The sequence below is a fragment of the Aeromicrobium endophyticum genome (assembly GCF_003586285.1).
Classification (GTDB): domain Bacteria; phylum Actinomycetota; class Actinomycetes; order Propionibacteriales; family Nocardioidaceae; genus Aeromicrobium; species Aeromicrobium endophyticum.
Window position 1 is genome coordinate 125297 of record NZ_QUBR01000003.1, and the last position, 25432, is coordinate 150728.

Sequence of the window (25432 nt, forward strand, 5' to 3'; positions counted from 1 at the left end):
TCAGGCCACCGATGTGGCGAAGAACGGCTACCGACTGCGATCAGGCGAACGCTGTGGCCTCCCGCGGTCCAGCACGACGCGGAGCTGCAGCATCGCCGCGAGGCGAGCCTCGGGGTCGTCGAGGTCCAGTCCGCTGACGTCCACGACACGTCTCAGCCGATATCTGAACGTGTTCGGGTGCATGAAGGTCACAGCAGACGCCTTGGCGACGTCCCCGAAGGACTCGAGCCAGGCCTGAAGGGTCTCCACGAGCTGGGACCCCTTCGACTCGTCGTGCGCCAGCAGGCGAGAGAGCGGACCCGTCGGACGGTCGCCACGCGCCGTGACCATGTCGCGGAGCTCGAGCAGCAGGGTCTCGACGTGAACGTCCTCGAAGCGTGCGACCTGGCGGTGCTCGCTCTCTTGGTCGAGCAGCACCCGAAGCACCCGATCAGCGCTGGCACGCGCGTCGGCCAGGTTCGACGGATGCTGCGCGACGGGGCCGATGCCGATGTTCGCTCGGTCGCCGCCGGTGACGCGTTCGAGGAACTGCGTGGCCACGCGCGCTGCGCGCTCCTCCGCCACCTCGGCGCCGTCCCGGCCGGCCGGCATCAGCGCGTAGCAGACGTCCCCGATGAGCGCCGTGGCACTACGAGGGTGGACGGCCGTCAGATGCAGGGCCAACCCTGCGCTGAGCCGCTGCCCCTCCGCTCTGCGGATCGCGTGTCCCTCGACGGTGTCCGGCCCGTGCTCGACCAGTCCCATGGCGAGTATGGTCACGGCTTCGCCCGCCAGTCCGAGGCGGCGCAACGCGTTCCTCGCGCCGGATCCACCGCTCAGGGCGGTGCTCACCAGATCGGCACGCAGCTGCTGCGCCCCGTGGGAACCTCCTCGGATGCGCATCATGTGAAGGGCCACGAGCTGTGCGGCCTCGGTCAGCCCGCGAGACCGCGCCTCCGACAGAGGCTCGCGGACCACGGCCCAGATCGATCCGAGAACCTCGTCGCCGGCGCGAACAGCCACCGCCACCCTCGGAAGGTCCGTACCCGGCGGGCCCGGGGCGATCCAGACCGGCTTGCTGCTGCGGTAGAGCTCGTCGAAGATCCCGCGCTCCAACCAGGCTGACGTGAACCGGTCAGGGACCTGGCGCCCCAGGATCGTCTCGATCCGCGACGAGTCCGCCTCGTCCTGCCGTCCGGAGAAGGCCAGCACGTGGGAGCTTCTGTCGAGGATCGTGACCGGGGCGTCGATGAGGGCCGTGATGGCATTGGCCACGGCGAACAGATCGCCGGAGGCGATGTTCCCGATGCTGTCCGCCTCGTCGCCGCCGACCAGGTCGTCGGTCGACAGCGACCGGATCATGGCGGCCAGCTGTGCCCAGGAAGCGCCCCGGGCCAAGCCGATCAGGGGGACGCCCGACTCCTTCACCGCGCGCTCGATGGATGCGTCGATCTCTTGGGGCAGGCGCACGACCAGGCCGAGAGCACGCCGGCGCCCGAGGCTCTGCAACAGCTCGACGATGTCGTCGTGCTCACGGAGGCCGACACCGAGCACCAGCGCGTCGGCAGGCAGGTACTCGTCGTCGACCGGGTCGTGGAACGCGACGCCGCCCAGCTCTGCCGAGGCGGACGGGGCTCCCTCGAGCACGGTCAGGAGGGTCTCGCTGAGCTCGTCGAGGATCCGGACGAGGGTGGTACGTGGCGAATCTTCGGACATGGGGCGCCCTGTCGGCCGTCGGGTCGTAGTGGAATCGTACGACATCGGGCGCGGAGTCTGGCCTGTTCGACGAGACCACGCTGTCCGACGTCGACCGCTGACGATCGATGTCGTGATCGACCGGCGAAGACGTCAGGACCGGTTCAGACGCGTACGACCGTCGGCCCCAACGAGGCATAGCGCTGGGCCGTGGACGGCGACAGCCTCCGGTCGGTGATGATGAGATCGAGATCCTTCACGTCCGCGACGTGGCAGAAGCTCGAGACGGCGAACTTGGCGCTCACGCCCGTGAACACTCGACGCCGGGACACGCGAACGGCGGTCTTCTTGACCTCGGCCACCGCTGGATCGGGGGTGGTGAGCCCGCGCTCCTGCGAGATGGCGTTCGAACCGATGAAGGCGACGTCCACGACGAAGTTGCTCAACATGTCGATGGCCCAGTGGTCCACCGTGCCGAGCGTCGTCCCGCGTACCCGGCCCCCGAGCAGGTAGACCGAGAACAGGTCGCGGCGAGCGAGCATCGAGGCGATCGGCAACGATGCCGTGACCACTCTCATCCGTCGTTGGGGCAGACTGCGAGCGATCAGCTGAGGGGTGAAGCCCTCGTCGATGAACAGCGTCTCGGCGTCCTCGACGTGGCGTACTGCCTCGGTGGCGATGCGTCGCTTCTCCTCCAGGTGAGTGACCTCGCGCGTCTCGAGGTCGGACTCGTAGGCGGCTGTCTCGACGGGGAAGGCCTGACCGTAGGAACGGCGCAGAAGCCCTCGCGTGTCGAGGATCGCCAGGTCGCGTCGAACCGTCTCGAGCGACACGTCCAACAGCTTCGACAGGTCAGTCACCGCGACCGAACCCCGGTCGCGTGCCATCTGCAGGATGTGCCGTTGTCGCTCAGTGGGAGTCATGTGACCGTTCTTCTCCGGGGGTGATCGCACGTGCTGCCATGCACAACTGTCGCACGGCTCACGGCTCGTCGTCGGTGGCAAGCTCACGTGCCCACGGTGGATCTGCGCTCGGTCGTGAGCAGGTGATCGCCGCGCACGACGACGCGAACGAACCGAGCTGGTGCAGCTCTGCCTGGCTGATCGATCCAGGCCCCCGCCAGTCTCGGTCCGCCAGCCACGTCACCATGGCCGCCATGTAGGAGTCGCCGGCGCCGATGGTATCCGCGACAGCGGTCGCGCCCACATCCGTCCAGCACCCGCCCGAGCTGGTGGCCAGGTAGGACCCGTTCCGGCCGCACGTGATCGCCACCAGCGTGGTCTCGGAGGCGAGGGCCCGTGCGAGATCTGCGGGAGCGGTGCCCGGGGAGAGGACCTGCGCGTCTTCATCGCTCATCTTGAGGTACGTGACGTAGGGCATCAGCCGGGCGAAGGCGTTGCGCCAGACGCGCGCATCGGGCTCGACAGGCAGGCGCACGTTGGGATCGAAGCTGACCGGGATCCCTCGTTCTCGCGCCGCGGCCGCGAGCCCGACGACGACGGCCGCCCCAGGCTCGAGCACCGCACCGAGGGAGCCCACGTGCACGGCGTCGAAGTCGGCGACGTCGAGCTGTGTCGTCGCGTCCCAGGTGACGTCGAAGGCGTAGACGGCACTGCCGTCGTCCGCGATCTCGGCGGTCGCCACTGACGTGTCGTCGTGGGTGGGGGCGAGCAGGAGCGGGCGGACACTTGATGCGGAAAGGTGCTTGCGCACCAGCGCTCCTCGCGCGTCGCTGCCGAGCTGGGTCCCGAACGTCGTCGGGACCCCCAGGCGCGACAGACCCACCGCGACGTTGAGCGGAGACCCTCCGACGTGCTCGGTCGAACCGTCTCGACCGACGACGACGTCGATCAACGCCTCGCCCACCACCAGCACGTTCATACGCCGCCCACGATCTCCCGCCTCCCGCTTCGGACTGGCCGTACCTGCGTCGACCGGCATGTCAGGCCAGCAGCTCCTTGGCCCTCGCGACCACCTCGGGCGACGCCGCGTGGAGTGAACCGGATCGATAGGGCGGCGAGGGCGCGTACTCGGCCAACAGCTGCGACGTCTGAGCAGCCTCGTCGCCCGACATCAGTCCGATCAGCGTCAACGCCATGTCGATGCCGGCGGACACCCCGGCCGCGGTGGCGTACTTCCCGTCGATGACCACTCGGTCGTCTGACGGGTGGGCGCCGAAGTCAGTCAGCTCCGCGAGCGCGCCCCAATGGGTGGTCGCTCGCCGGCCCTCCAGGAGCCCGGCGGAGGCCAGGATCAACGAACCGGTGCAGGCCGACGTCGTCCACGTGCTGCTCCGGTCGACGGTGCGCAACCACTCGTGGAGGTGCGTGTTGGTCGTCTGTGCCACGTAGCCCGGCCCTCCTCCGATCACCACCACGTCGGGATCGAGCACGTCGTCGAGTCCCCGTGTCGCCTGCATGGCCAGGGAACCGATGTCGTTCACGACCGGGCCCGCGGTGTCGGCCACGAAGACCACCTCGGCGCCGGGGACGCCGGCCAAGAAGTGATAGGGCCCGACGACGTCGAGCGCGGTGAAGTCCGGGTAGAGGACGATGGCAACCTTCATCGGGGCTTCCTTGCTCGGGCGAGGGACTTCTCGATCCGGTCCTTCGCCGACGACCGGATCTGCAGGAGCCGGGACCAGCGATATCGCTCGTGCCGCGGTTCAGGTGGCGCTGCTACGACGCTAGGTCCTTCAGGTTCCGGCAGGCTGGTCGGATCCGACCATTTTTCGCAGCATTATTGTCACGGACGACCACCAGGCGGTGCTGGCGGCATGTCATGGTCGAACCCCGGACCGAGGAGACCAGACGTGCAGATCGCCATAGTGCTGTATCCCGAGTTCACGGCGCTCGACGTCATCGGTCCGTACGAGGTGCTGAGCCGGATCCCTGGGGCGGAGGTCGTCTTCGCGGCTCACGAACCGGGTGACGTCGCGGACGCGACGGGGAGCCTGCTGGTCTCCGCGATGGCCTTGGACGACGTGAGCCGCCCCGACGTGGTGCTGGTCGGCGGCGGCCCGGGACAGGCGGGTCTGATGGCCGACGGGCCCGTGCATCGGTGGCTTCGCGCGGTCGACCCGACGTCGACGTGGATGTCCGCCGTCAGCACGGGGTCGCTGATCCTGGCGTCAGCCGGACTGCTCGGCGATCGCGAGGTCGCGACGCACTGGTTGGCCACGGGCCAGCTTGCGGTGCTGGGGGCGAAGAGCACGAGCGACCGGGTCGTCATCGACGGCAAGTACGCCACAGCGGCCGGCGTGTCCGCCGGCATCGACCTGGCCTTGACGCTCGCCGGTCTGATCGCCGGTGACGAGGTGGCCCAGGCGATCCAGCTGATCGTCGAGTACTCGCCCGAACCTCCCTACGCATCCGGTACGCCCGAGTCGGCTTCGCCCCGGGTGGTGGAGCGGGTGCTCGCCCGACGCGACGAGCTCCTCGGCACCACGTGAACCATTCCCGCGGTCACCGCTCGTCAGCACAGTCGCGATCTGCTTCACCGGCCTGGCCGAGATGGCGACTGCGCTGACGATGCGGGTCGCCGCCGGATGCCTCCCGCTCGTCCACCCTCCGCTCGTCCACCCTCCAACGTGAAGGCTGCCCGAAGATGACCACTCCACTGCGCATCGGCTTGCTGGTGTTCCCCGACATGACCCAGCTCGACATGACGGGACCCCTCCAAGTGTTCTCGGCGGTCCCGGACGTCGAGATCCACCTGCTCTGGAAGACTCTCGAACCTGTCCGCACCGATTCGGTGATGAGGATCAACCCGACGACGACGATCGAGAGCTGCCCTCAGCTCGACGTCATCTGCGTTCCCGGGGGTTATGGCACGGACGCCCTTCTCGGCGATCGCGACATCCTCGACTTCCTGACGCGGCAGGGCGCCTCCGCGCGCTACATCACATCGGTGTGCACGGGGGCGCTCGTCCTCGGCGCGGCAGGCCTGCTCGACGGATACGAGGCCGTCACTCACTGGACAGCGATGGACGTGCTCGGCGACCTCGGTGCGATCCCGGTCCAGGACCGTGTGGTGATCGACCGCAACCGGGTGACAGGCGGCGGCGTCACGGCGGGCATCGACTTCGCCCTGACCCTCGTCGCCGAGATCTTCGATCGTGCCACCGCCGAAGGCGTCCAGCTTCGCCTCGAGTACGTTCCGCACCCGCCGTTCGACGCGGGGTCTCCGCACACGGCGCCTCCGGAGGTCCTCGCGGGCTACCAGGCACGGATCGGTCCGGCCAAGCGACGCCGTGCCGAGGCGGTGAGCAGAGCTGCGGCACGACTGGCGGCGGCAGCCTCCGATCAATGAGGTTGCACAGCGTGAGCGTGGGCGACGGACCCAAGACGGCTGCGCTCGTGCACGGGATGACCGGCGACGGCGGGACGTGGTTCGAGGTCGCACCGTGGCTGGTGGGACTCGGCTACACCGTGACCCTGGTCGACCTGCGTGGGCACGGTCTCAGTCCACGAGCAAGCAGCTACCGCGCGTCCGACCTCGGTGACGACCTCGTGGACACCCTCCCGACAGGGATGGATCTGATCGCCGGGCACTCCCTGGGCGGGCGCGCGCTGGTGTCAGCGGTCGAGAGTCTCCGGCCCCGGAAGACCATCTACCTGGATCCCGCGTGGACCGTGCCTCGCGACCTCGTCATCAGCCGCCCTCTGCGGGAGGACGGCTCGGTCATGAGCCTGGGCGAGGCTTCAGGCTGGGCACCGGCAGGCTGGCCCCTCAGTGCCGCCCATCTTCGCAGCTCCCTGCGATCGCAGGCCCTGTTCGACGCGACGATGCTCACCGATCCGTGGTGGCCCCTGCCCGACCTGGTCCCGTGCGAGAAGCCGGTCGTGCCTTCCCTCGTCGCTCTCGCCGACCCCACCGACCTCGTGCCGCCCGCGCTCGCCGACCGACTGGGCGCAGGCGGGTACGAGATTCGAGTCGTCCCTGGTGCAGGCCACGACCTCCACGTCACGCACCTGGACGCGCTCAAGATCACGATCGACGACTGGGTGTAGCCGACTGCGTGATCGCATCAGCATCGACGAAGCGGGCCGATGACGCCCCCGACCGGTCTCCGACGCCGTGCGACGGGCGTGTCGAGGAGTCGGCGCCGCCTGCACGGCCCACACCCAGATCGATCCGTCAGGGGTCGCGGGTCTCGTGCATCGTGAGCTGCTCGGCGAGCTCGAGGGGCGAGTGATGTGGCAGCAGCACGGCGCCGCTGCCGACGCGGCCCCCGCTGGTCGCCGCTGCGACCAGCGCGACCAGGACCGGTGCACTGGTGCCGGACGAGGTCGGTTCGTCGCCGCGAGTCCCTCCGTCGTTGCCCACAGCCGCGCCGCCAGGTCGAGGTCACGGGCGCGCGCCGACCGGTTGATGACCTGTGCTCCGCCGCGCATGTGGAACAGGTGTCGTGGGCCGGTGAAGGTGCCGCTGGGCAGCTCGGCGGTCGCGGCGTGCAGCACGGGCAGGGCGCCGGCATCGGGTGACTGTCCGATGATCGGCATGAGGCGATCCCAGAGGCCGGGCTTCACCGTCGGCCGAGACGTCGTCGGCCTCGCCGCGAGGGCGTGTGTCGGATCAAAGGGCCGTGCGGGGCGACGTTCACCGCTTCGTCACTGAGGCCCGTGCGAGACTCGCGCTGTGACCGGCCACAGGATTCTCGAGTACCTCGGTCTGCGCCACGAGCCCGGCACCACCCGCACCGGCGCCGAGCGCGCGTTGAGCTGGGTCATGGTCGCTGCCGTCGTCGTGGCGCTGTTCGTGACGCGGGACCTCGCCTTCTGGCCGCAGGTGGCGATCCTCGTCGGCGTCGCGCTGGTGGCGGGGCTGGCCGTTGGCGTAGTGCTGACTCGCGCGACCGCTCGGCGCGAACGCAGCCCCGACGTCTGAGCCCGAGACCTACCGGACGCGGTGGGTGGGCCGGGACGTGCGCGTCGCGGCGTCGTAGGCCGCAGCCTTGTAGCTCACGCGCACCGTCAGGCGGTGGCGGCGGTCAGCCTTCTTGACGCGGTACGACGGGCCGTTGGCTCCGCGGATCGCCTTGCCGTCACGCAGCCAGCGGTACGTGCGCCGGCCGTTGGGCTCGGTGGCGGACGACCTCGCCTTCAGGCGTCGCCCGACCTTGGCGCGACCGTCGATGGTGGGGCTGCTCTTGATCCAGAACGTGCCGCGGACGACGCCGCTCGGCGAGGTCCACGACGCGGAGGCCGAAGCGCGACCCGGAGACGTGGCCGTCGCCGTGATCGTGATCGTGTGACCCAGCTCGGCGGCCCTGACGACGTAGGTGGGGCCGGTGCCGAGCGGGCGTGTGCCGTCGAACCAGGCGTACGTCAAGGTGGCGGTGGCCGGGTCCCATCGCCCGGGGCGGGCCGCGAGCCTGTAGCCCACCTTCGGTGTGCCGACGAAGTACGGGGTGGTGACGTTCTTGGCCGCGCTGCCGTCGGACGCGAGCGTCACGTTCTCGGTCAGCTGGGCGCCGGCGCTGACCGACTTCGTGCAACCGAACCACACGCCGTCGCCCTGGGTGGTCTGGAAGCGCCGGACGTGGGCGTAGCCGTCGCCGGCCGGCGCCGCGACGTCGAGGCAGTACTCGGCTGGGGAGTCGAGCTGTCCGGTCAACGGGAGGTCGTAGCGTCCTGCGCCGTCCGACACCGTGCTGGCGCTGTCGTCGTGGCCGCGGACGTCGTCGGTGTGGGCGGTCACCCGCACGCCGGCCGCGGGGCGTCCCTGGGCATCGGTGAGCCGGCCGCGGAAGTGTGCCGGTGACGGCACCGGGAAGCTCGTGCCCGCACGCTTGCCGCCAGCAGCGACCCGCACCGGGGTGCCGACCCCGGCCCACGGGGTGGACGAGGGCGTGCGGTCGATGACGTAGCCGCGCTGCGCGTCGAAGCAGACGGGAAGACGGCCGGGTGCCGTGGCGCACACCTGCACGTCCGTGCCGGCGGGCACCGTGAGGGAGTACGCGCCGTTGCTGCTGGAGGTGGCGGTCGACGACGGCTGCGTCACGTTCTCGGGGATGCGCGCGCTCACCGTGGCGCCCGCGATCGCCGTGCCGTCCGTGCCGGTGAGGGTGCCGGAGATCGTGCCGGTCGCCGCTGCGGCGGACGCCGGCGGCATCGAGACGGTCGCCAGGCCGACCGAGAGCACGAGCGCCGCGGCGCAACGATGGAAGAGGTGCGGGTGGCGTGTCATGGGAGTCCCTCGGATCGGCGGCCTCGGTCACCGACGGCCCCCGAGAATGTAGCCCGGCGGGACACCCTGTCGTAACCGGACGAAGGTCACGAGTCGCCGGCCGGCGCACGACCTCTGACACGATGGCGGCATGACTGCTTACTGGATCAGCACGTACCTCGAGATCCGCGACGAGACCAAGCTGAAGGCGTATGCCGAGCTGGCCGGGCCGGCCCTGACCGGCGCGGGCGGCACGTTCCTCGCCCGGGGGCTTCCGGAGAAGGTCTACGAGCAGGGGCGCCAGCAGCGGTCGGTCCTCATCGAGTTCCCGTCGGTCGAGGCGGCGGTCGCCGCCCACGACAGCGAGGCGTACCAAGCTGCGCTCGAGGCCCTGGGTGACGGCGTGGTGCGTGACCTGCGCATCGTTCCCGGTGCCTGACACCGCTCGACGTCCGGTTCCGGCCTAGTCCCTGGCGGGCGCGTGCCGCGAGACGTGCTGGATGGCGTCGAGGCAGGCCCGCACGGTCGGCCGATTGGCGGCCTCGCGCCGCGAGACGGTCAGCAGACGACGGCTCAGGCGCGGCGTGCTGAGCTGCCGGACGTCGACGGGGGCCACCGAGTCGGCCACGGCGCGGCGGGGGAGCAGGGCCACCCCCTCACCCCGCGAGACCGCCACCACGAGCAGCAGCAGGTCGTCGGTCTCCCAGCCGACGCGGGGCTCGAACCCCGCCGCGCGGCACGCGTAGCGGGTGGCCGCGCCGCACGCGGCCCCAGCAGGCGGCAGCACCCAGGTCTGGTCCTTCAGCGTCGACAGGGACGGACGCTCGGGCAGGTCGGCACCCCGAGCGGTCACCAGCACCAGCGGCTCCGACGCGACCTCCTCGACCAGGAGGTGCGAGGGCAGGGGCAGCGGCACGTGGTCGTAGACGTCGATGACGGCGAGGTCGAGCTGGCCGCCGAGCACGGCCTCGACGCTGTGCGCCGGCTCGACCGTCTGCACCGTCATCCGCAGGTCGGGTGCGCTGCGCGCCAGCACCGTGATGGCCGGCAGGATCACCGCCGCGGCGGCCGAGGCGATCGAGCCGACGCGCACCCGTCCGGCGACCTTGCCGCTGAGCTGCGCCATGGTCGTCTCGGTCTCCTCGAGGGCGCGGACGACGTCCTCGGCCTGGGTGAGCAGAGCCTCACCCGCTCCCGTCAGCGTGACCCCGCGGGGCCGGCGCTCGAGCAGCGGCACGCCGCACTGCCGCTCGAGCTGCGACATCTGCTGCGACACCGCCGAGGCGGTCATCCCGAGCACCCGGGCGGCGGCGCTGATGCTGCCGTGCCGCGCGACCTGCACGAAGGTGGCGAGGCGGACTCCGTCGGCCGGCGAGGTGGTCATGCCGCGACCCTACCCTTAAGCACGACTTAACTTGCTGGCCTCCAGCGTTCACGACCGCGAGGATGGAACGACTACCCGCCACCCAGGAGTTCCCTACATGAGTGACATCGCCCAGCAGGCCGCAGCCATCCTCGACCGTCTTGGCGCGGGTGATCCCTTCGTCACCGACGGCGACCTGATCTGCCGCTCGCCGATCGACGGCAGCGAACTCGGGCGGCTGCGCTCGCACACGGCCGACGAGGCGTCCGACGTCATCGGCCGCGCCCACGAGGCCTTCGTCCAGTGGCGGACCGTGCCGGCGCCGGTGCGCGGGCAGTTCGTCCGCGAGCTGGGCGAGCTGCTGCGCGAGCACAAGGACGATCTCGGCGCCCTGGTGTCGATCGAGGCCGGCAAGATCGTGTCGGAGGGCCTGGGCGAGGTGCAGGAGATGATCGACATCTGCGACCTCGCGGTCGGGCTGTCGCGGCAGCTGCACGGCCTGACGATCGCCACCGAGCGCCCGGGCCACCGCATGATGGAGCAGTGGCTGCCGCTCGGCGTGGTCGGCGTCATCTCGGCGTTCAACTTCCCGGTCGCGGTGTGGTCGTGGAACGCCGCGCTCGCCTTCGTCGCCGGTGACGCGGTCGTCTGGAAGCCGTCCGAGAAGACGCTGCTGACGGCGCTGGCCTGCCAGGCCCTCGCCCTCGAGGCCGGCCGCCGCGCCGGTGTGCCCGAGGGCCTGTCGGCCGTGCTGGTCGGCGACCGCACCGTCGGCGAGGTCATGGTCGACGACCCGCGCGTACCGCTGGTCTCGGCGACCGGCTCGACCCGCATGGGCAAGGAGGTCGCCCCTCGCGTCGCCGCCCGTCTCGGCCGCTCGCTGCTCGAGCTCGGCGGCAACAACGCCGCGATCGTGGCGCCGTCGGCCGACCTCGACCTGGCGGTGCGGGGCATCGTGTTCTCGGCGGTCGGCACGGCGGGCCAGCGCTGCACCTCGCTGCGGCGCATCATCGTGCACGAGTCGATCAAGGACGACCTCGTGGCCCGGCTGAAGGCCGCCTACGAGACGCTGCCGATCGGCTCGCCGCTCGATTCGTCCACGCTGGTCGGCCCGCTGGTCGACGAGGCCGCCTTCGACGCGTTCGGCGCCGCGATCGAGACCGCTCGCGCCGACGGTGGCGACCTGGTCACCGGTGGCACGCGCGCCGAGGTCGACGGCGACGGCTTCTACGTCCACCCCGCGATCGTCGACATGCCGCGCCAGAGCCAGATCGTCAAGACCGAGACCTTCGCACCGCTGATGTACGTCCTGACGTACCGCGAGCTCGACGAGGCGCTGGCCCTGCACAACGAGGTCGCCCAGGGGCTGTCGTCGTCGATCTTCACCCTCGACGTCCGCGAGGCCGAGACGTTCATGTCGGTCGTCGGCTCCGACTGCGGCATCGCCAACGTCAACATCGGCCCGTCGGGTGCCGAGATCGGTGGCGCGTTCGGCGGCGAGAAGGAGACCGGCGGCGGTCGCGAGTCGGGGTCGGACGCCTGGCGCGCCTACATGCGCCGCACGACCAACACGGTCAACTACTCCACCGAGCTGCCCCTCGCCCAGGGGGTCGAATTTGTCTGAGCAGGTCTCGCCCACCGAGCTGCGGGCGCGCTTCGCAGAGGCGTTGTCGACGCTGTACGGCCGCGAGGTGCCGGCGTACACGACGTTGGTCGAGGTGTCGCAGGAGGTCAACGCCGAGGTGCTGGCCCGTGGCGGTCACGACGCCGAGCGGCTCGGCTCGATCGAGCGCGTCACGGCCGAGCGCCACGGGGCCATCCGCGTGGGCAGCGCCCACGAGCTCGCGCAGGTCGCCCGGGTCTTCGGGGCGTGCGGCATGTACCCGGTCGGCTTCTACGACCTGCGCGAGGCCAGGCCGGCCATCCCGGTCGTCTCGACGGCCTTCCGCCCGGTCGACCGTGCCGAGCTGGCCAGCAACCCGTTCCGGGTCTTCACCTCGGTGCTGGTGGTCGACGACCGTCGCTTCTTCGACGAGGGCACCGAGGCCGAGCTCCGCGAGTTCCTCGGCGCGCGCACCCTGTTCGCGCCCGAGCTGCTCGAGCTGGCCGACCGCATGGAGCGCGACGGCACGCTGACGTCGGGCGACGCCGACCGCTTCCTCGCGCTGGCCACGGCCGCGTTCGAGCTGTCACCCGAGCCCGTCGACCGCGAGTGGTACCAGAGGCTCGAGGCGATCTCGAGCGTCGCCGCCGACATCGGTGGCGTCGCCTCGACGCACATCAACCACCTCACCCCGCGGGTCCTCGACATCGACGAGCTCTACACGCGCATGCAGCAGCGCGGCATCGAGATGATCGACCGCATCCAGGGCCCGCCGCGCACCGACCCGGGGCACCCCGACGTGCTGCTGCGCCAGACGTCGTTCCGCGCCCTGGCCGAGCCGCGCCGGTTCCGCGAGCCCGACGGCAGCGTCGTCACGGGCGACCTGAGCGTCCGGTTCGGCGAGGTCGAGCAGCGCGGCGTGGCCCTCACCCCCGAGGGCCGCGAACTCTACGACGCCGAGGGCATCGGCAGCCTGCCCGACGACGAGGCCGAGCTCGACGCACGCGACCTCGCCTACTACGTGCGCGGTGCCGACGGAGGCCTGACGCCGATCGTCTACGAGGACTTCCTGCCCAAGTCGGCGGCCGGCATCTTCGCCTCCAACCTGACGGGGGAGGGTCGCTCCGACGCGTCGCGGCGCGCAGCCGCCCGCGACGCGGCGTGGATGCAGGACGTCCTGGGGCGTGAGCTCCACGACCCGTACGCGCTGTACGAGGCCGAGCGGCGCGAGGCGTCCCGCTAGACGGGCTCGCCGGGCTGGACGCGTCCCGACTCGTCGATCCGGTGGCCCTCGGCCAGCAGCAGCGGCGTCGCGACCTCGCGGTGTTGGCGGTACAGACGTCCGCTGGCGGGCAGCACGCGCCACCAGGGCAGCCCGGGCACGCGGCGCAGGACGTTCGCGACGGCCTGGCCGGCACCGGGGTGGCCTGCCTCGAGCGCGACCTCCCCGTAGGTCACGAGCTCGCCCGGCTCGAGCGCGGCGACGACGGAGACGACGTGCTGCTGGAAGGCGCTGAGCTCCTTGGGAGGATCGGGATGACCGCCGCCGGGGAGCGGCAGCACCGATTCGTCGCTGCTCATGCGTCCAGTCAACCGCACGGCCCAGCAGCGCGCCGGGGTGTGAGCCTTCTCGCGCGGACATCGGAGCACGTGGCACGCAGACTGGACACATGATCACGTCGCGCCTCCCGAGGACCTCCACGGCATGGGCGCCGCTGCTCGTCCCGCTCGCGGTGCTGCTGACGTGGGACGTCGGCGTGACGATCGCCTTCAAGGTCGGCCTCGTCGAGTTCCGCGGCATCGAGATCCAGTACACGCTCTACGGCACGGCGATCGCGCTGTTCCTCGGGTTCATGGTCAACGCCTCCTACGCGCGCTGGTGGGAGGCCCGGACCCTGTGGGGCAGCGTCGTCAACCACTCGCGCAACCTGGCCCGCCAGACCACGACGCTGCTCGACACCACGGGGCCCGGCGCACGACCGGAGATCGTCGACCAGATGGTGCGCGCGCAGATCGCGTACGTCCAGGCGTTGCGCACGTCCCTGCGCGAGCAGCCCCTGCCGCCGGAGGTCGACGTCTACCTCGACGAGACCGCCGTGACGACCGTCCGAGCCGCCACCAACGCACCCACCGCGGTGCTGTCGCACGCGGGTCGCCTGCTGGCCGAGGCCTACCGCCGCGGCATGGTCAGCGACATCGCGCGCGTGCAGGTCGAGTCGACGCTGAGCGTGCTGACCGACGCACAGGGCGGGCTCGAGCGCATCAAGAAGACCCCGCTGCCCGTGCAGTACCGCTTCCTGCCGTCGTTCTTCGCCCGCGCGTTCTGCGTCGTCCTGCCGTTCGCGGTCTACCAGGACCTCCAGTGGTGGACGCCCGTCGGCTCGGGGCTGGTCGGCATGATGTTCCTGCTCGCGGTGCAGGTCGGACGGGACCTCGCCGATCCCTTCCTCGACCGCGTGCACGACGTGCCGATGACGGCGATCTGCCGGTCCATCGAGATCGACCTGCTCGAGATGATCGGCGCCGAGACGCCCGAGGCCGTGGCCCCCGTCGACGAGGTGCTGTGGTGAGTGCGCGGCGGCGGGTTGCGACGCGATAGGTCGGGTACGTCGGTGGCATGACCGACACCCCAGCCCTCACCCTGCGCTTCGACTTCGACTGGCAGCCGAGCTACCGGCGCGCCGCGTGGCCTTTCGGCATCACACCCCGCCGCGCCTGGGTGGAGGTGGGCGACGTGCAGCTGACCGTCCGCTTCGGACCCTGGACGCTGTCGTCGGCGCTCGACAACGTCACGGGCACCGACGTCACCGGCCCCTACGCCTTCGTCAAGACCGCCGGCCCGCCGCACCTGTCGTTCAGCGATCGAGGCATCACGTTCGCGACCAACGGCGAGCGCGGCCTCTGCGTGTCGTTCCGCGACCCGGTGCCGGGCATCGACCCGACCCGCCGCATCCGCCATCCCGGGGCGACGCTGACGGTGCAGGACGTCGACGGGCTCGCACGGGCCTTGTCGCCGCGATCGTCCTGACCGGCTCTTGACGCCGCACTTGTTTTTTGCAAGTGTGATGCGCACCACCTCACGCGCGATACGGAGCCCGTCATGCCTCAGATGTTCGTCAACCTGCCCGTCACCGACCTCGACCGCGCCAAGGCGTTCTACGAGGCGCTCGGCTTCACGATCAATCCCCAGTTCACCGATCACAACGCCGCCTGCGTCGTGGTCGAGGACGGGCACAGCTACTTCATGATCCTCGTGCGCGAGTTCTTCCAGACCTTCACGGACGTGCCGATCGGCGACCCGAGGACCGGCCCGACGGTGGCGGTGGCCCTGTTCTCCGACACTCGCGACGAGGTCGACGCGATGGCCGAGCGCGGCCTCGCGGCCGGCGGCTCGGAGCCGAGGGAGGCCTCCGACTACGGCTTCATGTACCAGCGCCAGCTGCTGGACCCCGACGGCAACTTCCTCGAGCTCGGCTGGATGGACCCCGTCGCGGCCGAGCAGGGCCCGGACGCCGTGGCAGGTCAGCAGGCCTGACGCCCGTGGCCGCACGCGAGTACGGGCAGTACTGCGGTGTCACGCAGGCCCTCGAGCTGGTGGGGGAGCGATGGGCGCTGCTGATCGTCCGCGACCTGCTCGTCGGCCCCCGTCGCTACGGCGAGCTGGCCGAGGGGCTTCCGCGCATCCCCAGCAACATCCTGGCCGCGCGGCTCAAGGAGCTGCAGGCCGCCGGCATCCTGCGGCGCGCGCCACGCTCGCGCGTCGTCGTCTACGAGCTGACGCCCTACGGCCGCGAGCTGGAGCCCGTCGTGCTGGCGCTCGGCGCGTGGGGCTTCAAGGCGATGGGCGACCCCCGCGACGAGCAGGTCGTGACGCCCGACTCGATGACGATGGCCCTGCGCACCGCGTTTCGACCCGCCGTCGCCGCCGAGCTGCCGGCGACGTCCTACGCGGCGCGGCTCGGGGCCGCCGAGCTGCTCGTGCGCGTGGACGGCGCTCGCCTCGACGTCTCGCGCGGCGACGGCCCGGTCGACCTGTCGTTCGCGGCCGGGCCGGGCATCCGCCGGCTCATCTCGGGCGAGCTGGCCCCCGACCGCGCGATCTCGACGGGCGTCGTCGAGGTGCTGCACGGCCGCGGCGACCTGCTCGCGCGGTTCGCGACCACCTTCCACCTCGCCGCCTAGCCCCTAGCCTCCTAGCCGTCTAGCCCCGCGAGTGGCGCAGTTCTGCGGATCTGAGACGGCGATTCTCGCGGGACTGCGCCACTCGCGGTCGGGACTGCGCCACTCGCGGGGGCAGGGGGGGGGGCGGTCAGGCAACGGCGGCGGCCGCGGCGCGCCCCGCCTCGCGGCCCGAGAACAGGCAGCCGCCCAGGAAGGTGCCCTCGAGCGCGTTGTAGCCCATCATCCCGCCGCCGCCGAAGCCGCTGACCTCGCCCGCGGCGTACAGGCCCGGCAGAGGCTCGCCGTCCGCCGTGAGGCAGCGTCCGGACAAGTCGGTCTCGAGGCCGCCCAAGGTCTTGCGGGTCAGGATGTTGAGCCGCACCGCGATCAAGGGTCCGTTGGACCGGTCGAGGAACCGGTGGGGTGTCGCGACGCGGATCAGCTTGTCGCCGCGGTACCGGCGGGCGCCGCGGATCGCGGTGATCTGCGCGTCCTTGGTGAAGTCGTTGTCGATCTCGCGGTCGCGCGCCTCGAGCAGGTGCCGCAGCTCGCCCTCGTCGACGTGGCCTGTGTCGCCGACGCGGTTCATGCCCGCCACGAGCTCGGTGAGCGTGTCGGCGACGACGAAGTCCTCGCCGTGGGTCTTGAAGGCCTCGATCGGTCCCGGCGCGCCCGGCTTGACGCGCGACAGCAGCAGCTTGACGTCCTTTCCGGTCAGGTCGGGGTTCTGCTCCGAGCCCGACAGCGCGAACTCCTTCTCGATGACCTTCTGGGTCAGCACGAACCACGAGTAGTCGTGGCCGGTGCCGCGCAGGTGCTTGAGGGTGCCGAGCGTGTCGAACCCCGGGAAGTTCGGGGCGGGCAGACGCCGGCCCGTGGCGTCGAGCCACAGCGACGACGGACCGGGCAGGATGCGGATGCCGTGGTTGGCCCAGATGGGGTCCCAGTTGCGCAGGCCCTCGACGTACGCCCACAGGCGGTCGGGGTTGATGATCCGGGCGCCGGCCTGCTCGCTGATCGACAGCATGCGCCCGTCGACGTGGGCGGGCACGCCGGCGACCATCGTCGCGGGAGGAGTGCCGAGACGCTCCGGCCACACCTTGCGCACGAGGTCGTGGTCGCCGCCGATGCCGCCGGACGTCACGATCACGGCCTGGGCCCGCAGCGCGAAGTCGCCGACCTCGACCCGGCTGGACGCGGCGCCGCGCACGACGTCGGTCGGCTCGAGCAGGGCGCCGGCGACCCCCACGACCGTGCCGTCCTCGACGATCAGCGAGTCGACACGGTGCCTGAGCGCGAACGTGATGCGTCCGGACTCGACGTGCGCGCGCACCCGGCGCTCGAACGGCGCGACGACCCCCGGGCCGGTGCCCCACGTGATGTGGAAGCGGGGCACCGAGTTGCCGTGGCCCTCCGCGCGACCGTCGCCGCGCTCGGCCCATCCGACGACGGGGAACACCTTCAGGTCCATCGAGCGGAGCCAGGCACGCTTCTCGCCGGCCGCGAAGTCGAGGTACGCCTCGGCCCAGCGGCGCGGCCAGACGTCCTCGGGCCGGTCGAACTGCGCGCTGCCCATCCAGTCCTGCTCGGCGAGCGCCCGCGAGTCCTTGATGCCCATGCGCCGCTGCTCGGGGGAGTCGACGAAGAACAGCCCGCCGAGGCTCCAGAACGCCTGGCCGCCGAGGTTCTGCTCGCCTTCCTGGTCGACCAGCACCACCGAGCGTCCGGCGTCGGCGGCCTCGGCCGCGGCGGCGAGACCGGCGATGCCGGCTCCGACGACGATGATGTCTGCGTCCACGTGACTCTCCTTCGACCTGCTGCCCGGGTCAGGTGCCCGGCGACTGTCATTCAGCATGTGGTCGGACGGGCTCTGGGGCAAGATCAGTTGTCAGCAGGTGAGCAACGGGCTCGCCGGCCGGTGACAGGGAGGCGGCGTGACATGGGGCGCCTGGAGCGTGCGGCGGTGCAGCAACGCCTGACGGACGACCGCGAGGTCGTGACCGAGCGCATCTCTGCCGCCATCCGCGAGCAGATCCCCGCCTACGCCTCGCTCGGCGAGACGCAGCGACGAGAGACCGAGGCCATCGTCACGTGGGGCGTCCGTCGCCTGCTCGAGCTGTGGGTCACCGACACCTCGCTCGACGAGGCCGACCTGCAGCGCTTCCGTGGCATCGGGGCGGCGCGCGGCACCGACGGACGTCCGCTGTTCGCGGTGCTGAGGGCGTACCGGGTCGCCGGGGTCGAGACGAGTGGGCTGATCGGCGAGGCGGCGGCCGACCTCACGATCGACGACGCGCTGTCGCTCAACCGGGTCATGCTCGCCAGCCTCGACCAGCTCTCCGAGGCGTTGTTCGCCGGCTACACCTCGGCCACCGAGAGGCTGGCGGCCGATCGCGCCCAGGTCGTGCGCGACCTGGCCGACGACCTGGTGACAGGACGCCAGACCTCGGCCGCTGCGCTGAAGGACCGGTCGGCGCAGCTCGGCATCACCCTGCCGGCGGCCCTGTCGATCACCGTCGTCGGATCCGTCGCGGGCGAGGTGACGGTCGGCGAGGTCGACGGGCTCGCAGCCGCGGTCGCCGAGTCGTCGGACGAGGTGCTGGTGCTGTCGACGTGCCGCGCGGGCCAGGGCGTGCTGCTGCACTCCGGGCCGATCGACCTGACCGCGACGGGGCAGACGGCGGCGCGCCGCACATGCACGGTGGCCGACGTGCCCCTCGCCGACCTGCCGGCCACCTGCACCCTGGCGGCCACCGCCGTCAGGCACGCGCCCGCTGCCGCCTTCGCCGGACGCTCGTTGGACGAGGCGGACGCCCTGCTGGTGGCGCTCCTGCGGGGCGAGCCGGCCGTCGATCCCCGCACGTTCGCCTCAGCCGCGCTGCATCCGCTGCTCGGCCGCGGCCAGGCGCACCTCCTGCAGGGGCTGGACGCCTACCTGTCGGCCGGGTCGTCGGTCGAGGCCGGACGCGCCCTGGGGCTGCACGCGCAGAGCATGCGCTACCGCCTGCGCCGGGCCCGCGAGCTCACGGGGCGCGACCTCGACAGCCCGTGGGACCACCAGCTGCTGCGCACCGCCTGCACGATCCGGGGCATGGACCTCGAGTGACGTCGGACCCGGTGCCGCGTCAGGCGTTCTCGAGCGACCGCTGGTATCGCAGCTCGGCGGTGACGCGCAGGCCGCCGTCGGTGTCGACCCGCCACGAGTCGCACAGGTGCTCGACGATCGCCAGGCCCCGGCCACGCACCGAGTAGTCGTTGAACGAGATGGCCTCGACCGTCGTCGCCTCACCGCTGTCGCACACGCTGATGCGCAGGACGTCGTCGACCAGGCACCACGACACGTCGATCTGGCCGTGCGAGTTGGCGCGACCGTGGTCGATGCCGTTGGTGGCCAGCTCGGCCATCACGAGCTCGGCGTCGTCGATCAGGCGCTGTGGAAGGTCGTGCCGCTCGAGCTCGGCGACCATGGTCTTGCGGGCCACGCGGACGCTGCGAGGCTCGAACGGCAGGCTGAGCGTGGTGCAGGAGTCGTCCTCGTGCGAGGCGGACGTGTGCGAGGTGCTCACGACGTCATTCCTTCGTCGGTTCGTCCGGCCTGGCTGACCGGGCGGGGAGTCATGGACCGTGGGAAAACCGCGGTGGCACCTCCACCTTGACAGAGCCCGCTCGGTCGCGCGACCGCTGAGTCGGTTCGTCCGACGCTGGGCCGCGGTGGCACGATGGACGAGTGGCTGTGTCCGCGGTCACATCGACGACGGGAGACGGGGCGCCCATGACGAGCCGTGAAGCAGGACCCACCGATCTCGAGCTGCTCGAGACGACGATCGGCGACGATCTCGCCGCGACGGTCGCGGCGCACGGCGACCGCGAGGCGCTCGTCGAGTGCGCGTCCGGTCGGCGGTGGACGTACGCCGAGCTCGCGGCCGACATCGACGCCGTCGCGCTGGGGCTGCTCGGCCTCGGCGTGCGGCCTGGCGACCGGGTCGGCGTGTGGGCGCCCAACTGTGCCGAGTGGGTGCTGACGCAGTACGCGACGGCTCGCATCGGTGCCGTCCTGGTGACGGTCAACCCGGCCTACCGCACGCACGAGCTGTCGTTCGTCATCGGGCAGTCGGGGATGCGCACGATCATCGCGGCCTCGTCGTTCAAGGGAGCCGACTACGCCGCGATGATCGACCAGGCTCGGGCCGAGCATCCCGCGCTGGTCGACGTCGTGCTGATCGGCGAGCCGTCGTGGGACGCGCTCGTGACGTCGGGACGGGCGGCCGACGCCGCGGTGCTCGACGACGTGGCCGGCGGGCTGTCGGGCAACGACCCCATCAACATCCAGTACACGTCGGGCACCACGGGGTTCCCGAAGGGCGCGACGCTCTCGCACCGCAACATCCTCAACAACGGCTGGTTCGTGGGGGAGCTGATCGACTACACCCAGCACGACCGCATCTGCATCCCCGTGCCCTTCTACCACTGCTTCGGCATGGTGATGGGCAATCTCGCCGCGACGTCCCACGGCGCGACGATGGTGATACCGGCGCCGGCCTTCGACCCCGTCGCCACGCTGCGGGCCGCCGCCGACGAGCAGTGCACGTCGCTGTACGGCGTGCCGACGATGTTCATCGCGATGCTCGACCAGCCCGACTTCGCGTCGTACGACCTCACGCACCTGCGCACCGGCATCATGGCCGGCTCGCCGTGCCCCATCGAGACGATGAAGCAGGTCATCGATCGCATGGGCGCCGAGGACGTGTCGATCTGCTACGGCATGACCGAGACGTCGCCGGTCTCCACCCAGACCCGCACCGACGACAGCCTCGACCGGAGGGTGTCGACGGTGGGCCGAGCCGGTCCGCACGTCGAGATCCAGGTCATCGACCCGATCACCGGCGAACCGGTGCCGCGGGGGGTGCCGGGCGAGCTGTGCACGCGCGGCTACCTGGTGATGCTCGGCTACTGGGACCAGCCGGACCGCACGGCCGAGGCCATCGACGCCGACGGCTGGATGCACACCGGCGACCTCGCCGTGATGGACGACGACGGCTACGTCAGCATCACGGGTCGCATCAAGGACGTCGTGATCCGCGGCGGCGAGAACATCTACCCGCGCGAGGTCGAGGAGTTCCTGATGGGACATCCCGACGTGCTCGACGTGCAGGTGTTCGGCGTGCCCGACGAGCGGTACGGCGAGGAGGTCATGGCCTGGATCCGCATGCGCGGTGACGCCGCACCGCTGGCGGTCGACGACGTCCGCGAGTTCTGCCGCGGGCGCCTCGCTCACTACAAGGTGCCGCGCTACGTGCAGGTCGTCGACGAGTTTCCGATGACGGTGACCGGCAAGGTGCGCAAGGTCGAGATGCGCGAGACCGCCCAGCGGATGCTCGGGCTCAGCCCCGCGGCTCCACCTGCATCTCGCCCATGAGCCCCCAGTCGTCGTCGGGCACGACGGTGTTGATGATCTGAGGCGTCGAGGCGAGCCACTGCGGCATCTCGGCGGTGGCCTTCTTGAAGTGGTCGGAGCCCACGTGGGCCTCGGCGGCGTCCTCGTCGAAGGCCTCGAGCAGCACGTACTCGTTCGGGTCGTCGAGGCTGCGCGACCACATGAACCACCGGTTGCCCGGCTCGGCGCGGGTCGCCTCGGTGAACTCGCGGGTGAGCTCGGGGAACTGCTCGGCGTGCTCGGGCAGCACGTGGAATCGGACGTTGATGATGATCATGTCCCCATGATGCCGATGCCTCGCCGTCGGTGCCTGTCGGCGTCCGTCACCGCCCGTCGGCGTCGACCAGCTCGGGCAGCTCGCGGGACGCCTCGGGGCCCGACGTCAGGCGCGACGCCACGGTCTGGACGATCGGTGCAGCCGCGACCTTGGTGCCCCACTTCAGCAGCTGGGCGCCCGCGCTGGTCTTCGGGGCGGCGAGGCGGGGCACGCCCGGCGGCAGGTCCTGGGCGTCCTCGACCAGGGGACGCATCCACTCGTCGTACTCGGCGAACGCCTGCTCGTGGTCGCCGGCCGCCGCGCGCGAGAGGGCCGCCGCCAGCACGTACGCGCCCGTGATGGCCAACGACGTCCCGCCGCCGCCGAGCGGCGTCACGCACCACGCGGCGTCGCCGAGCAGCACGACGCGTCCGCGCTGCCAGGTCGGGCAGACCACCTGGCGCAGGTAGTCGACGTAGAGGTCGTCGGAGTCGTCGAGCCCGTCGAGGATGCGCGGCACCTGCCAGCCGACGTCCGCGAACCGCTCCCGCAGCGCGGAGCGGAGCTGCCGGTCGTCCAGGCCGTCGAGCACGGGGGAGTCGGTCGTGAAGTTCAGCATCGCTCGGGTGGTTCCCTCGTCGTCGGGACGCAGGCCGGCCTGCCGCCCGCCGGGCACGACCAGCCAGTTCCACCACGCGTCGTCGTCGGGCGTCCGGTCGATCGTGGCGTACGAGCAGTACATGCCGATCGCCTTCTCGTGCGGCTCGTCGCCGAAGACGAGCCCCCGGGTGCGGGAGCCGACGCCCTCGGCGACGACCAGCACGTCGAACCGCTCGCGCGTGCCGTCGGACAGCTCGACCTCGACACCGTCGGGATCGTCGTCGACCGCGACGATGCTCGCCCCGAACCGCCACGTGACCGTGTCGGGGCACGCGTCGACCAGCACCTGCGACAGCGCACCGCGCAGGATCTCGAGCTCGGCGGTCGGACCGTCGCGCCCCTCGCCGCCCTCGCTGGTGCGCACCGGGAACTCCGACACGACCGTTCCGTCCTCGGCGACGAACCGGGTGCCGATCTCGCCGGTGTTGCGGGCGCGGACGGCGTCGACCAGGCCCATCTTCTGCAGCACCTCGCGGCCCGTGGCCCGCACGTCGATGTTCTGCCCGCCCGGTCGCAGCTCGGGCGCCTTCTCGACGACCGTCACGTCGAGGCCCGCGCGGTCGAGCCAATAGGCGGCGGCGGGGCCGGCCACGCTCGCGCCGGTGACCAGGACGCGCCGTCGGTCGGTCACGGCAGCACCCGCGCGGCCCGGTAGCGCTCGACGTGGTGGAAGAAGCTCTCGCGCGAGTCACGGAAGCCGAGGAAGCCCGCGGCGCGGCTCTTGTTCATGTCGGTCAGGCTCTCGACCGTCCGCCCCAGGTCGCCGTCGGTGTGCCACCACGACGCGACGCGGTCGATGTCGGGCTCGACGAGACCGTGCTGCTCGGCGATGCGGCGCCACGTCTCGGCCGAGTCGGCCATCGCCGTCTCGAGCGGGCGCGGCGCACCCTCGAAGCCCTCCCACTCGACGCCGAAGTGCTCGGCGATGCGGGGCCACAGCGAGCGCCAGCGGAAGACGTCACCGTTGGCGATGTTGAAGGCCTGGTCGTGCCCGGCCTCGTGCTCGGCCGCCCAGATGATCTGCTCGGCGAGCAGGTCGGCGTCGGTGACGTCGGTGACGCCGTTCCACTGCAGCTCCGATCCCGGGAACACCAGCGGCCGGCCCAGCTCGCGGCAGATCGTGGCGTAGGCCGAGATCGTCAGCACCATGTTCATGGCGTTGCCCGTCGCGAAGCCGAAGACCGTGTGCGAGCGGTGCACGCTCCAGGTGTGCCCGGTGCGCCGCGCGGAGTCGAACAGCTCGTCCTCCTGCGCGTAGTAGAAGTTGGGGTGGTCGAGGCGCGGCTCCTCCTCGCGGAACGGGGTGTCGGGCATGTCGCCCGTCCCATACGCCTCGAAGGGGCCGAGGTAGTGCTTGAGCCCTGTCATCAGGGCGACGTGCCGGACGCTGCGCGACGGCTCGAGCGCCGCCAGCACGTGTCGCACGGCCGCGCCGTTGACGGCGATGTTCTCGGCCTCGGTCTCCTGGCGCGTCCACGCGGTGATGGCGACCAGCTCGGGGTCGACGCCCTCGAGCGCCGTCCGCAACCCATCGAGGTCGCTGAGGTCGGCCACGACCGGCGTCACGCCGTCGGCCGCGCCACCGCTGCGCGACAGGCCGAACGTCGTCCAACCGGCCTCGACCAGCTGGGTGCTCAGGGCCTGGCCGATGATGCCGGTGGCACCGACGACGAGCGCGCGGGCGGGGGACGGGGGATGCGTCGAGGTCATGGCGTGGACGGTACCCGCGCTCCCGAAGCCGAACCCGTGTCGGACGTCTCCCGCCGGCGTCAGCCGTGCGTGCTGAAGGCTGCCCCCGTGATGGCGCGGATCGACTCGACGTCGTCGCCGGGCGCGACATCGACGAGCACCAGCCCGTCCGGGGTGACGTCGAAGACGGCGCGATCGGTGATGATGCGGTCGACGACGCCCAGGCCGGTCAGCGGCAGCGAGCAGTGCTCGACGATCTTCGGGCTGCCGTCCTTGGCCACGTGATCGGTCAGCACGACGATGCGCTTGGTGCCGGCCACGAGGTCCATCGCCCCACCCATGCCCTTCACGAGGGCACCCGGCACGGCCCAGTTGGCCAGGTCGCCGTTGGCAGCGACCTGCAGCGCGCCCAGCACGGCGATGTCGATCTTGCCGCCGCGGATCATGGCGAACGACTCGGCCGAGTCGAAGAAGCTGGCGCCCGGGTTGACCGTGACGGTCTGCTTGCCGGCGTTGATGAGGTCGGGGTCCTCCTCGCCCTCGTACGGGAACGGCCCCATGCCGAGGATGCCGTTCTCCGACTGCAGCGTGACCCGGATGTCGTCGGGCACGTGGTTGGCGACCAGGGTCGGGATGCCGATCCCGAGGTTGACGTAGTCGCCGTCGGACAGCTCGCCGGCCGCGATCGCGGCCATCTCGTCGCGCGTCCAGCTCATGCGGGTGCTCCTTGCGTGGAGGCGGCCGAGGCGTCCGGACGTGGCCGGGTGGTGCGCTGCTCGATGTCCTTGACCCGGTCGGACGCCTGCACGACGCGGGTCACGTAGACACCCGGCGTGTGCACCAGCTCGGGGTCGACGGCGTCGACCAGGTGCTCGACCTCGGCGACCGTGACGCGCCCGCAGGTCGCCACGACGGGGTTGAAGTTGCGCGCCGCGAGGCGGTAGCGCAGGTTGCCGTGCTGGTCGCCCGTGTGCGCGTGCACGAGCGACAGGTCGGCGACGATGCCGCGCTCCTGAACGTAGGTCACGCCGTCGAACTCGGCCGTGGGCTTGCCCTCGGCGACCTGCGTGCCGACGCCGGTGCGCGTGTAGAAGGCGGGGATGCCCGCCCCGCCGGCGCGCATCCGCTCGGCCAGGGTGCCCTGCGGGTTGAACTCGACGTCGAGGACGCCGTCGAGGTACTGGCGGGCGAACAGCTTGTTCTCGCCCACGTACGACGCGATGACCTTGGCGACCTGCTGGTTCTCGAGCAGGAGGCCGAGGCCCTTGCCGTCCACGCCCATGTTGTTGGACACGATCGTCAGGTCGGTGGCGCCGGAGTCGCGCACGGCCTCGATGAGGTCGGAGGGGATGCCACTGAGCCCGAAGCCGCCGACGGCGATCGTCATGCCGTTGCGGACGAGCTGGCTGATCTCGTTCATCA

Annotated in this window: 28 protein-coding genes; 13 read left to right on the forward strand and 15 right to left on the reverse strand. The window is 71.2% G+C overall.

Annotated elements, in window-relative coordinates:
• Window positions 1–27: 27 nt before the first annotated feature.
• From DX116_RS18765 to DX116_RS18780, 4 genes are all read right to left on the reverse strand, one after another.
• A complete protein-coding gene (locus DX116_RS18765; protein WP_233556952.1) occupies window positions 28–1407 on the reverse strand; it encodes a PucR family transcriptional regulator in 1380 nt (459 codons plus the stop codon).
• Between the two features lie 431 nt (window positions 1408–1838).
• Entirely contained in the window at window positions 1839–2597 is a 759-nt protein-coding gene (locus DX116_RS18770; protein ID WP_119705828.1) for a DeoR/GlpR family DNA-binding transcription regulator, read from the reverse strand.
• 58 nt (window positions 2598–2655) lie between these two features.
• Window positions 2656–3555 (reverse strand): PfkB family carbohydrate kinase, encoded by a 900-nt coding sequence (locus DX116_RS18775; RefSeq protein ID WP_158592043.1) that lies wholly within the window; start codon window positions 3553–3555, stop codon window positions 2656–2658.
• Window positions 3556–3616: 61 nt separating this feature from the next.
• The gene (locus tag DX116_RS18780) at window positions 3617–4240 is read right to left on the reverse strand and encodes a DJ-1/PfpI family protein (RefSeq protein WP_119705830.1); all 624 of its coding nucleotides are present in this window, start codon (window positions 4238–4240) and stop codon (window positions 3617–3619) included.
• 246 nt (window positions 4241–4486) lie between these two features.
• On the opposite strand from DX116_RS18780, the gene DX116_RS18785 reads away from it, so the two are divergent.
• The 3 genes from DX116_RS18785 (at window position 4487) to DX116_RS18795 (ending at window position 6686) form a co-directional block, all read left to right on the forward strand.
• Window positions 4487–5125 (forward strand): DJ-1/PfpI family protein, encoded by a 639-nt coding sequence (locus tag DX116_RS18785; RefSeq protein ID WP_119705831.1) that lies wholly within the window; start codon window positions 4487–4489, stop codon window positions 5123–5125.
• A 155-nt stretch (window positions 5126–5280) separates the two neighbouring features.
• Window positions 5281–5985 carry a DJ-1/PfpI family protein gene (locus tag DX116_RS18790; protein ID WP_119705832.1) on the forward strand — a complete coding sequence of 235 codons (705 nt, stop codon included), beginning with the start codon at window positions 5281–5283 and terminating at the stop codon, window positions 5983–5985.
• Window positions 5986–5996: 11 nt separating this feature from the next.
• Window positions 5997–6686 carry an alpha/beta fold hydrolase gene (locus tag DX116_RS18795; protein WP_158592044.1) on the forward strand — a complete coding sequence of 230 codons (690 nt, stop codon included), beginning with the start codon at window positions 5997–5999 and terminating at the stop codon, window positions 6684–6686.
• 127 nt (window positions 6687–6813) lie between these two features.
• Here DX116_RS18795 and DX116_RS18800 read toward each other — a convergent pair whose 3' ends face one another.
• Window positions 6814–7002 carry an LLM class flavin-dependent oxidoreductase gene (locus DX116_RS18800; RefSeq protein ID WP_119705834.1) on the reverse strand — a complete coding sequence of 63 codons (189 nt, stop codon included), beginning with the start codon at window positions 7000–7002 and terminating at the stop codon, window positions 6814–6816.
• Window positions 7003–7314: 312 nt separating this feature from the next.
• Between DX116_RS18800 and DX116_RS18805 the strand changes: the two genes are divergently transcribed.
• Complete coding sequence (locus DX116_RS18805; RefSeq protein ID WP_119705835.1) at window positions 7315–7563, forward strand: hypothetical protein; 249 nt, start codon at window positions 7315–7317, stop codon at window positions 7561–7563.
• Between the two features lie 9 nt (window positions 7564–7572).
• Here DX116_RS18805 and DX116_RS18810 read toward each other — a convergent pair whose 3' ends face one another.
• Window positions 7573–8865 carry a carboxypeptidase-like regulatory domain-containing protein gene (locus DX116_RS18810; protein WP_119705836.1) on the reverse strand — a complete coding sequence of 431 codons (1293 nt, stop codon included), beginning with the start codon at window positions 8863–8865 and terminating at the stop codon, window positions 7573–7575.
• Window positions 8866–8995: 130 nt separating this feature from the next.
• On the opposite strand from DX116_RS18810, the gene DX116_RS18815 reads away from it, so the two are divergent.
• Window positions 8996–9283 carry a DUF1330 domain-containing protein gene (locus DX116_RS18815; protein ID WP_119705837.1) on the forward strand — a complete coding sequence of 96 codons (288 nt, stop codon included), beginning with the start codon at window positions 8996–8998 and terminating at the stop codon, window positions 9281–9283.
• A 24-nt stretch (window positions 9284–9307) separates the two neighbouring features.
• Here DX116_RS18815 and DX116_RS18820 read toward each other — a convergent pair whose 3' ends face one another.
• Window positions 9308–10228, reverse strand: coding sequence for a LysR family transcriptional regulator (locus DX116_RS18820; protein ID WP_119705838.1), 921 nt, complete (start codon window positions 10226–10228; stop codon window positions 9308–9310).
• A gap of 97 nt (window positions 10229–10325) precedes the next feature.
• Here DX116_RS18820 and amaB point away from each other — a divergent pair, with 97 nt between their 5' ends.
• Window positions 10326–11831: an L-piperidine-6-carboxylate dehydrogenase gene (amaB, locus tag DX116_RS18825; RefSeq protein WP_119705839.1), complete on the forward strand. Its 1506-nt coding sequence runs from the start codon at window positions 10326–10328 to the stop codon at window positions 11829–11831.
• Window positions 11824–13053, forward strand: coding sequence for a 2-oxoadipate dioxygenase/decarboxylase (hglS, locus tag DX116_RS18830; RefSeq protein ID WP_119705840.1), 1230 nt, complete (start codon window positions 11824–11826; stop codon window positions 13051–13053). Before amaB ends, hglS begins: the two co-directional genes overlap by 8 nt.
• Here hglS and DX116_RS18835 read toward each other — a convergent pair.
• Complete coding sequence (locus DX116_RS18835; RefSeq protein ID WP_119705841.1) at window positions 13050–13391, reverse strand: MGMT family protein; 342 nt, start codon at window positions 13389–13391, stop codon at window positions 13050–13052. The two genes, hglS and DX116_RS18835, sit on opposite strands and share 4 nt — an antisense overlap.
• Before the next feature lie 89 nt (window positions 13392–13480).
• On the opposite strand from DX116_RS18835, the gene DX116_RS18840 reads away from it, so the two are divergent.
• The 4 genes from DX116_RS18840 (at window position 13481) to DX116_RS18855 (ending at window position 15992) form a co-directional block, all read left to right on the forward strand.
• Complete coding sequence (locus DX116_RS18840) at window positions 13481–14380, forward strand: bestrophin family protein (RefSeq protein ID WP_119705842.1); 900 nt, start codon at window positions 13481–13483, stop codon at window positions 14378–14380.
• 47 nt (window positions 14381–14427) lie between these two features.
• Entirely contained in the window at window positions 14428–14838 is a 411-nt protein-coding gene (locus DX116_RS18845; protein ID WP_119705843.1) for a hypothetical protein, read from the forward strand.
• Window positions 14839–14910: 72 nt separating this feature from the next.
• Window positions 14911–15345, forward strand: coding sequence for a VOC family protein (locus DX116_RS18850; protein ID WP_119705844.1), 435 nt, complete (start codon window positions 14911–14913; stop codon window positions 15343–15345).
• Between the two features lie 5 nt (window positions 15346–15350).
• Window positions 15351–15992: a winged helix-turn-helix transcriptional regulator gene (locus tag DX116_RS18855; protein ID WP_119705845.1), complete on the forward strand. Its 642-nt coding sequence runs from the start codon at window positions 15351–15353 to the stop codon at window positions 15990–15992.
• 127 nt (window positions 15993–16119) lie between these two features.
• Here DX116_RS18855 and DX116_RS18860 read toward each other — a convergent pair whose 3' ends face one another.
• On the reverse strand, window positions 16120–17769 hold the full coding sequence (locus DX116_RS18860; protein WP_119705846.1) for an FAD-binding dehydrogenase: 1650 nt from the start codon (window positions 17767–17769) through the stop codon (window positions 16120–16122).
• Window positions 17770–17910: 141 nt separating this feature from the next.
• Between DX116_RS18860 and DX116_RS18865 the strand changes: the two genes are divergently transcribed.
• Window positions 17911–19077 (forward strand): helix-turn-helix domain-containing protein, encoded by a 1167-nt coding sequence (locus tag DX116_RS18865; RefSeq protein WP_119705847.1) that lies wholly within the window; start codon window positions 17911–17913, stop codon window positions 19075–19077.
• Window positions 19078–19096: 19 nt separating this feature from the next.
• Here the strand turns inward: DX116_RS18865 and DX116_RS18870 are convergent, their stop codons facing one another.
• Complete coding sequence (locus DX116_RS18870; RefSeq protein WP_119705848.1) at window positions 19097–19537, reverse strand: ATP-binding protein; 441 nt, start codon at window positions 19535–19537, stop codon at window positions 19097–19099.
• A gap of 206 nt (window positions 19538–19743) precedes the next feature.
• Here DX116_RS18870 and DX116_RS18875 point away from each other — a divergent pair, with 206 nt between their 5' ends.
• Entirely contained in the window at window positions 19744–21387 is a 1644-nt protein-coding gene (locus DX116_RS18875) for an AMP-binding protein (protein WP_119705849.1), read from the forward strand.
• On the opposite strand, the gene DX116_RS18880 is transcribed toward DX116_RS18875, so the two are convergent.
• Genes DX116_RS18880 through DX116_RS18900 form a run of 5 tightly spaced genes read right to left on the reverse strand, consistent with a single transcriptional unit; the run spans window position 21353 to window position 25430 of the window.
• Window positions 21353–21682 (reverse strand): putative quinol monooxygenase, encoded by a 330-nt coding sequence (locus DX116_RS18880; RefSeq protein WP_119705850.1) that lies wholly within the window; start codon window positions 21680–21682, stop codon window positions 21353–21355. The genes DX116_RS18875 and DX116_RS18880 overlap by 35 nt on opposite strands.
• 46 nt (window positions 21683–21728) lie before the next feature.
• Window positions 21729–22952 carry an FAD-dependent monooxygenase gene (locus DX116_RS18885; RefSeq protein WP_119705851.1) on the reverse strand — a complete coding sequence of 408 codons (1224 nt, stop codon included), beginning with the start codon at window positions 22950–22952 and terminating at the stop codon, window positions 21729–21731.
• The gene (locus tag DX116_RS18890; protein ID WP_119705852.1) at window positions 22949–24031 is read right to left on the reverse strand and encodes an SDR family oxidoreductase; all 1083 of its coding nucleotides are present in this window, start codon (window positions 24029–24031) and stop codon (window positions 22949–22951) included. The genes DX116_RS18885 and DX116_RS18890 overlap by 4 nt, the downstream gene beginning before the upstream one ends.
• A gap of 59 nt (window positions 24032–24090) precedes the next feature.
• Entirely contained in the window at window positions 24091–24726 is a 636-nt protein-coding gene (locus DX116_RS18895) for a CoA transferase subunit B (RefSeq protein WP_119705853.1), read from the reverse strand.
• Entirely contained in the window at window positions 24723–25430 is a 708-nt protein-coding gene (locus DX116_RS18900; protein ID WP_119705854.1) for a CoA transferase subunit A, read from the reverse strand. Before DX116_RS18900 ends, DX116_RS18895 begins: the two co-directional genes overlap by 4 nt.
• Window positions 25431–25432 lie beyond the last annotated feature (2 nt).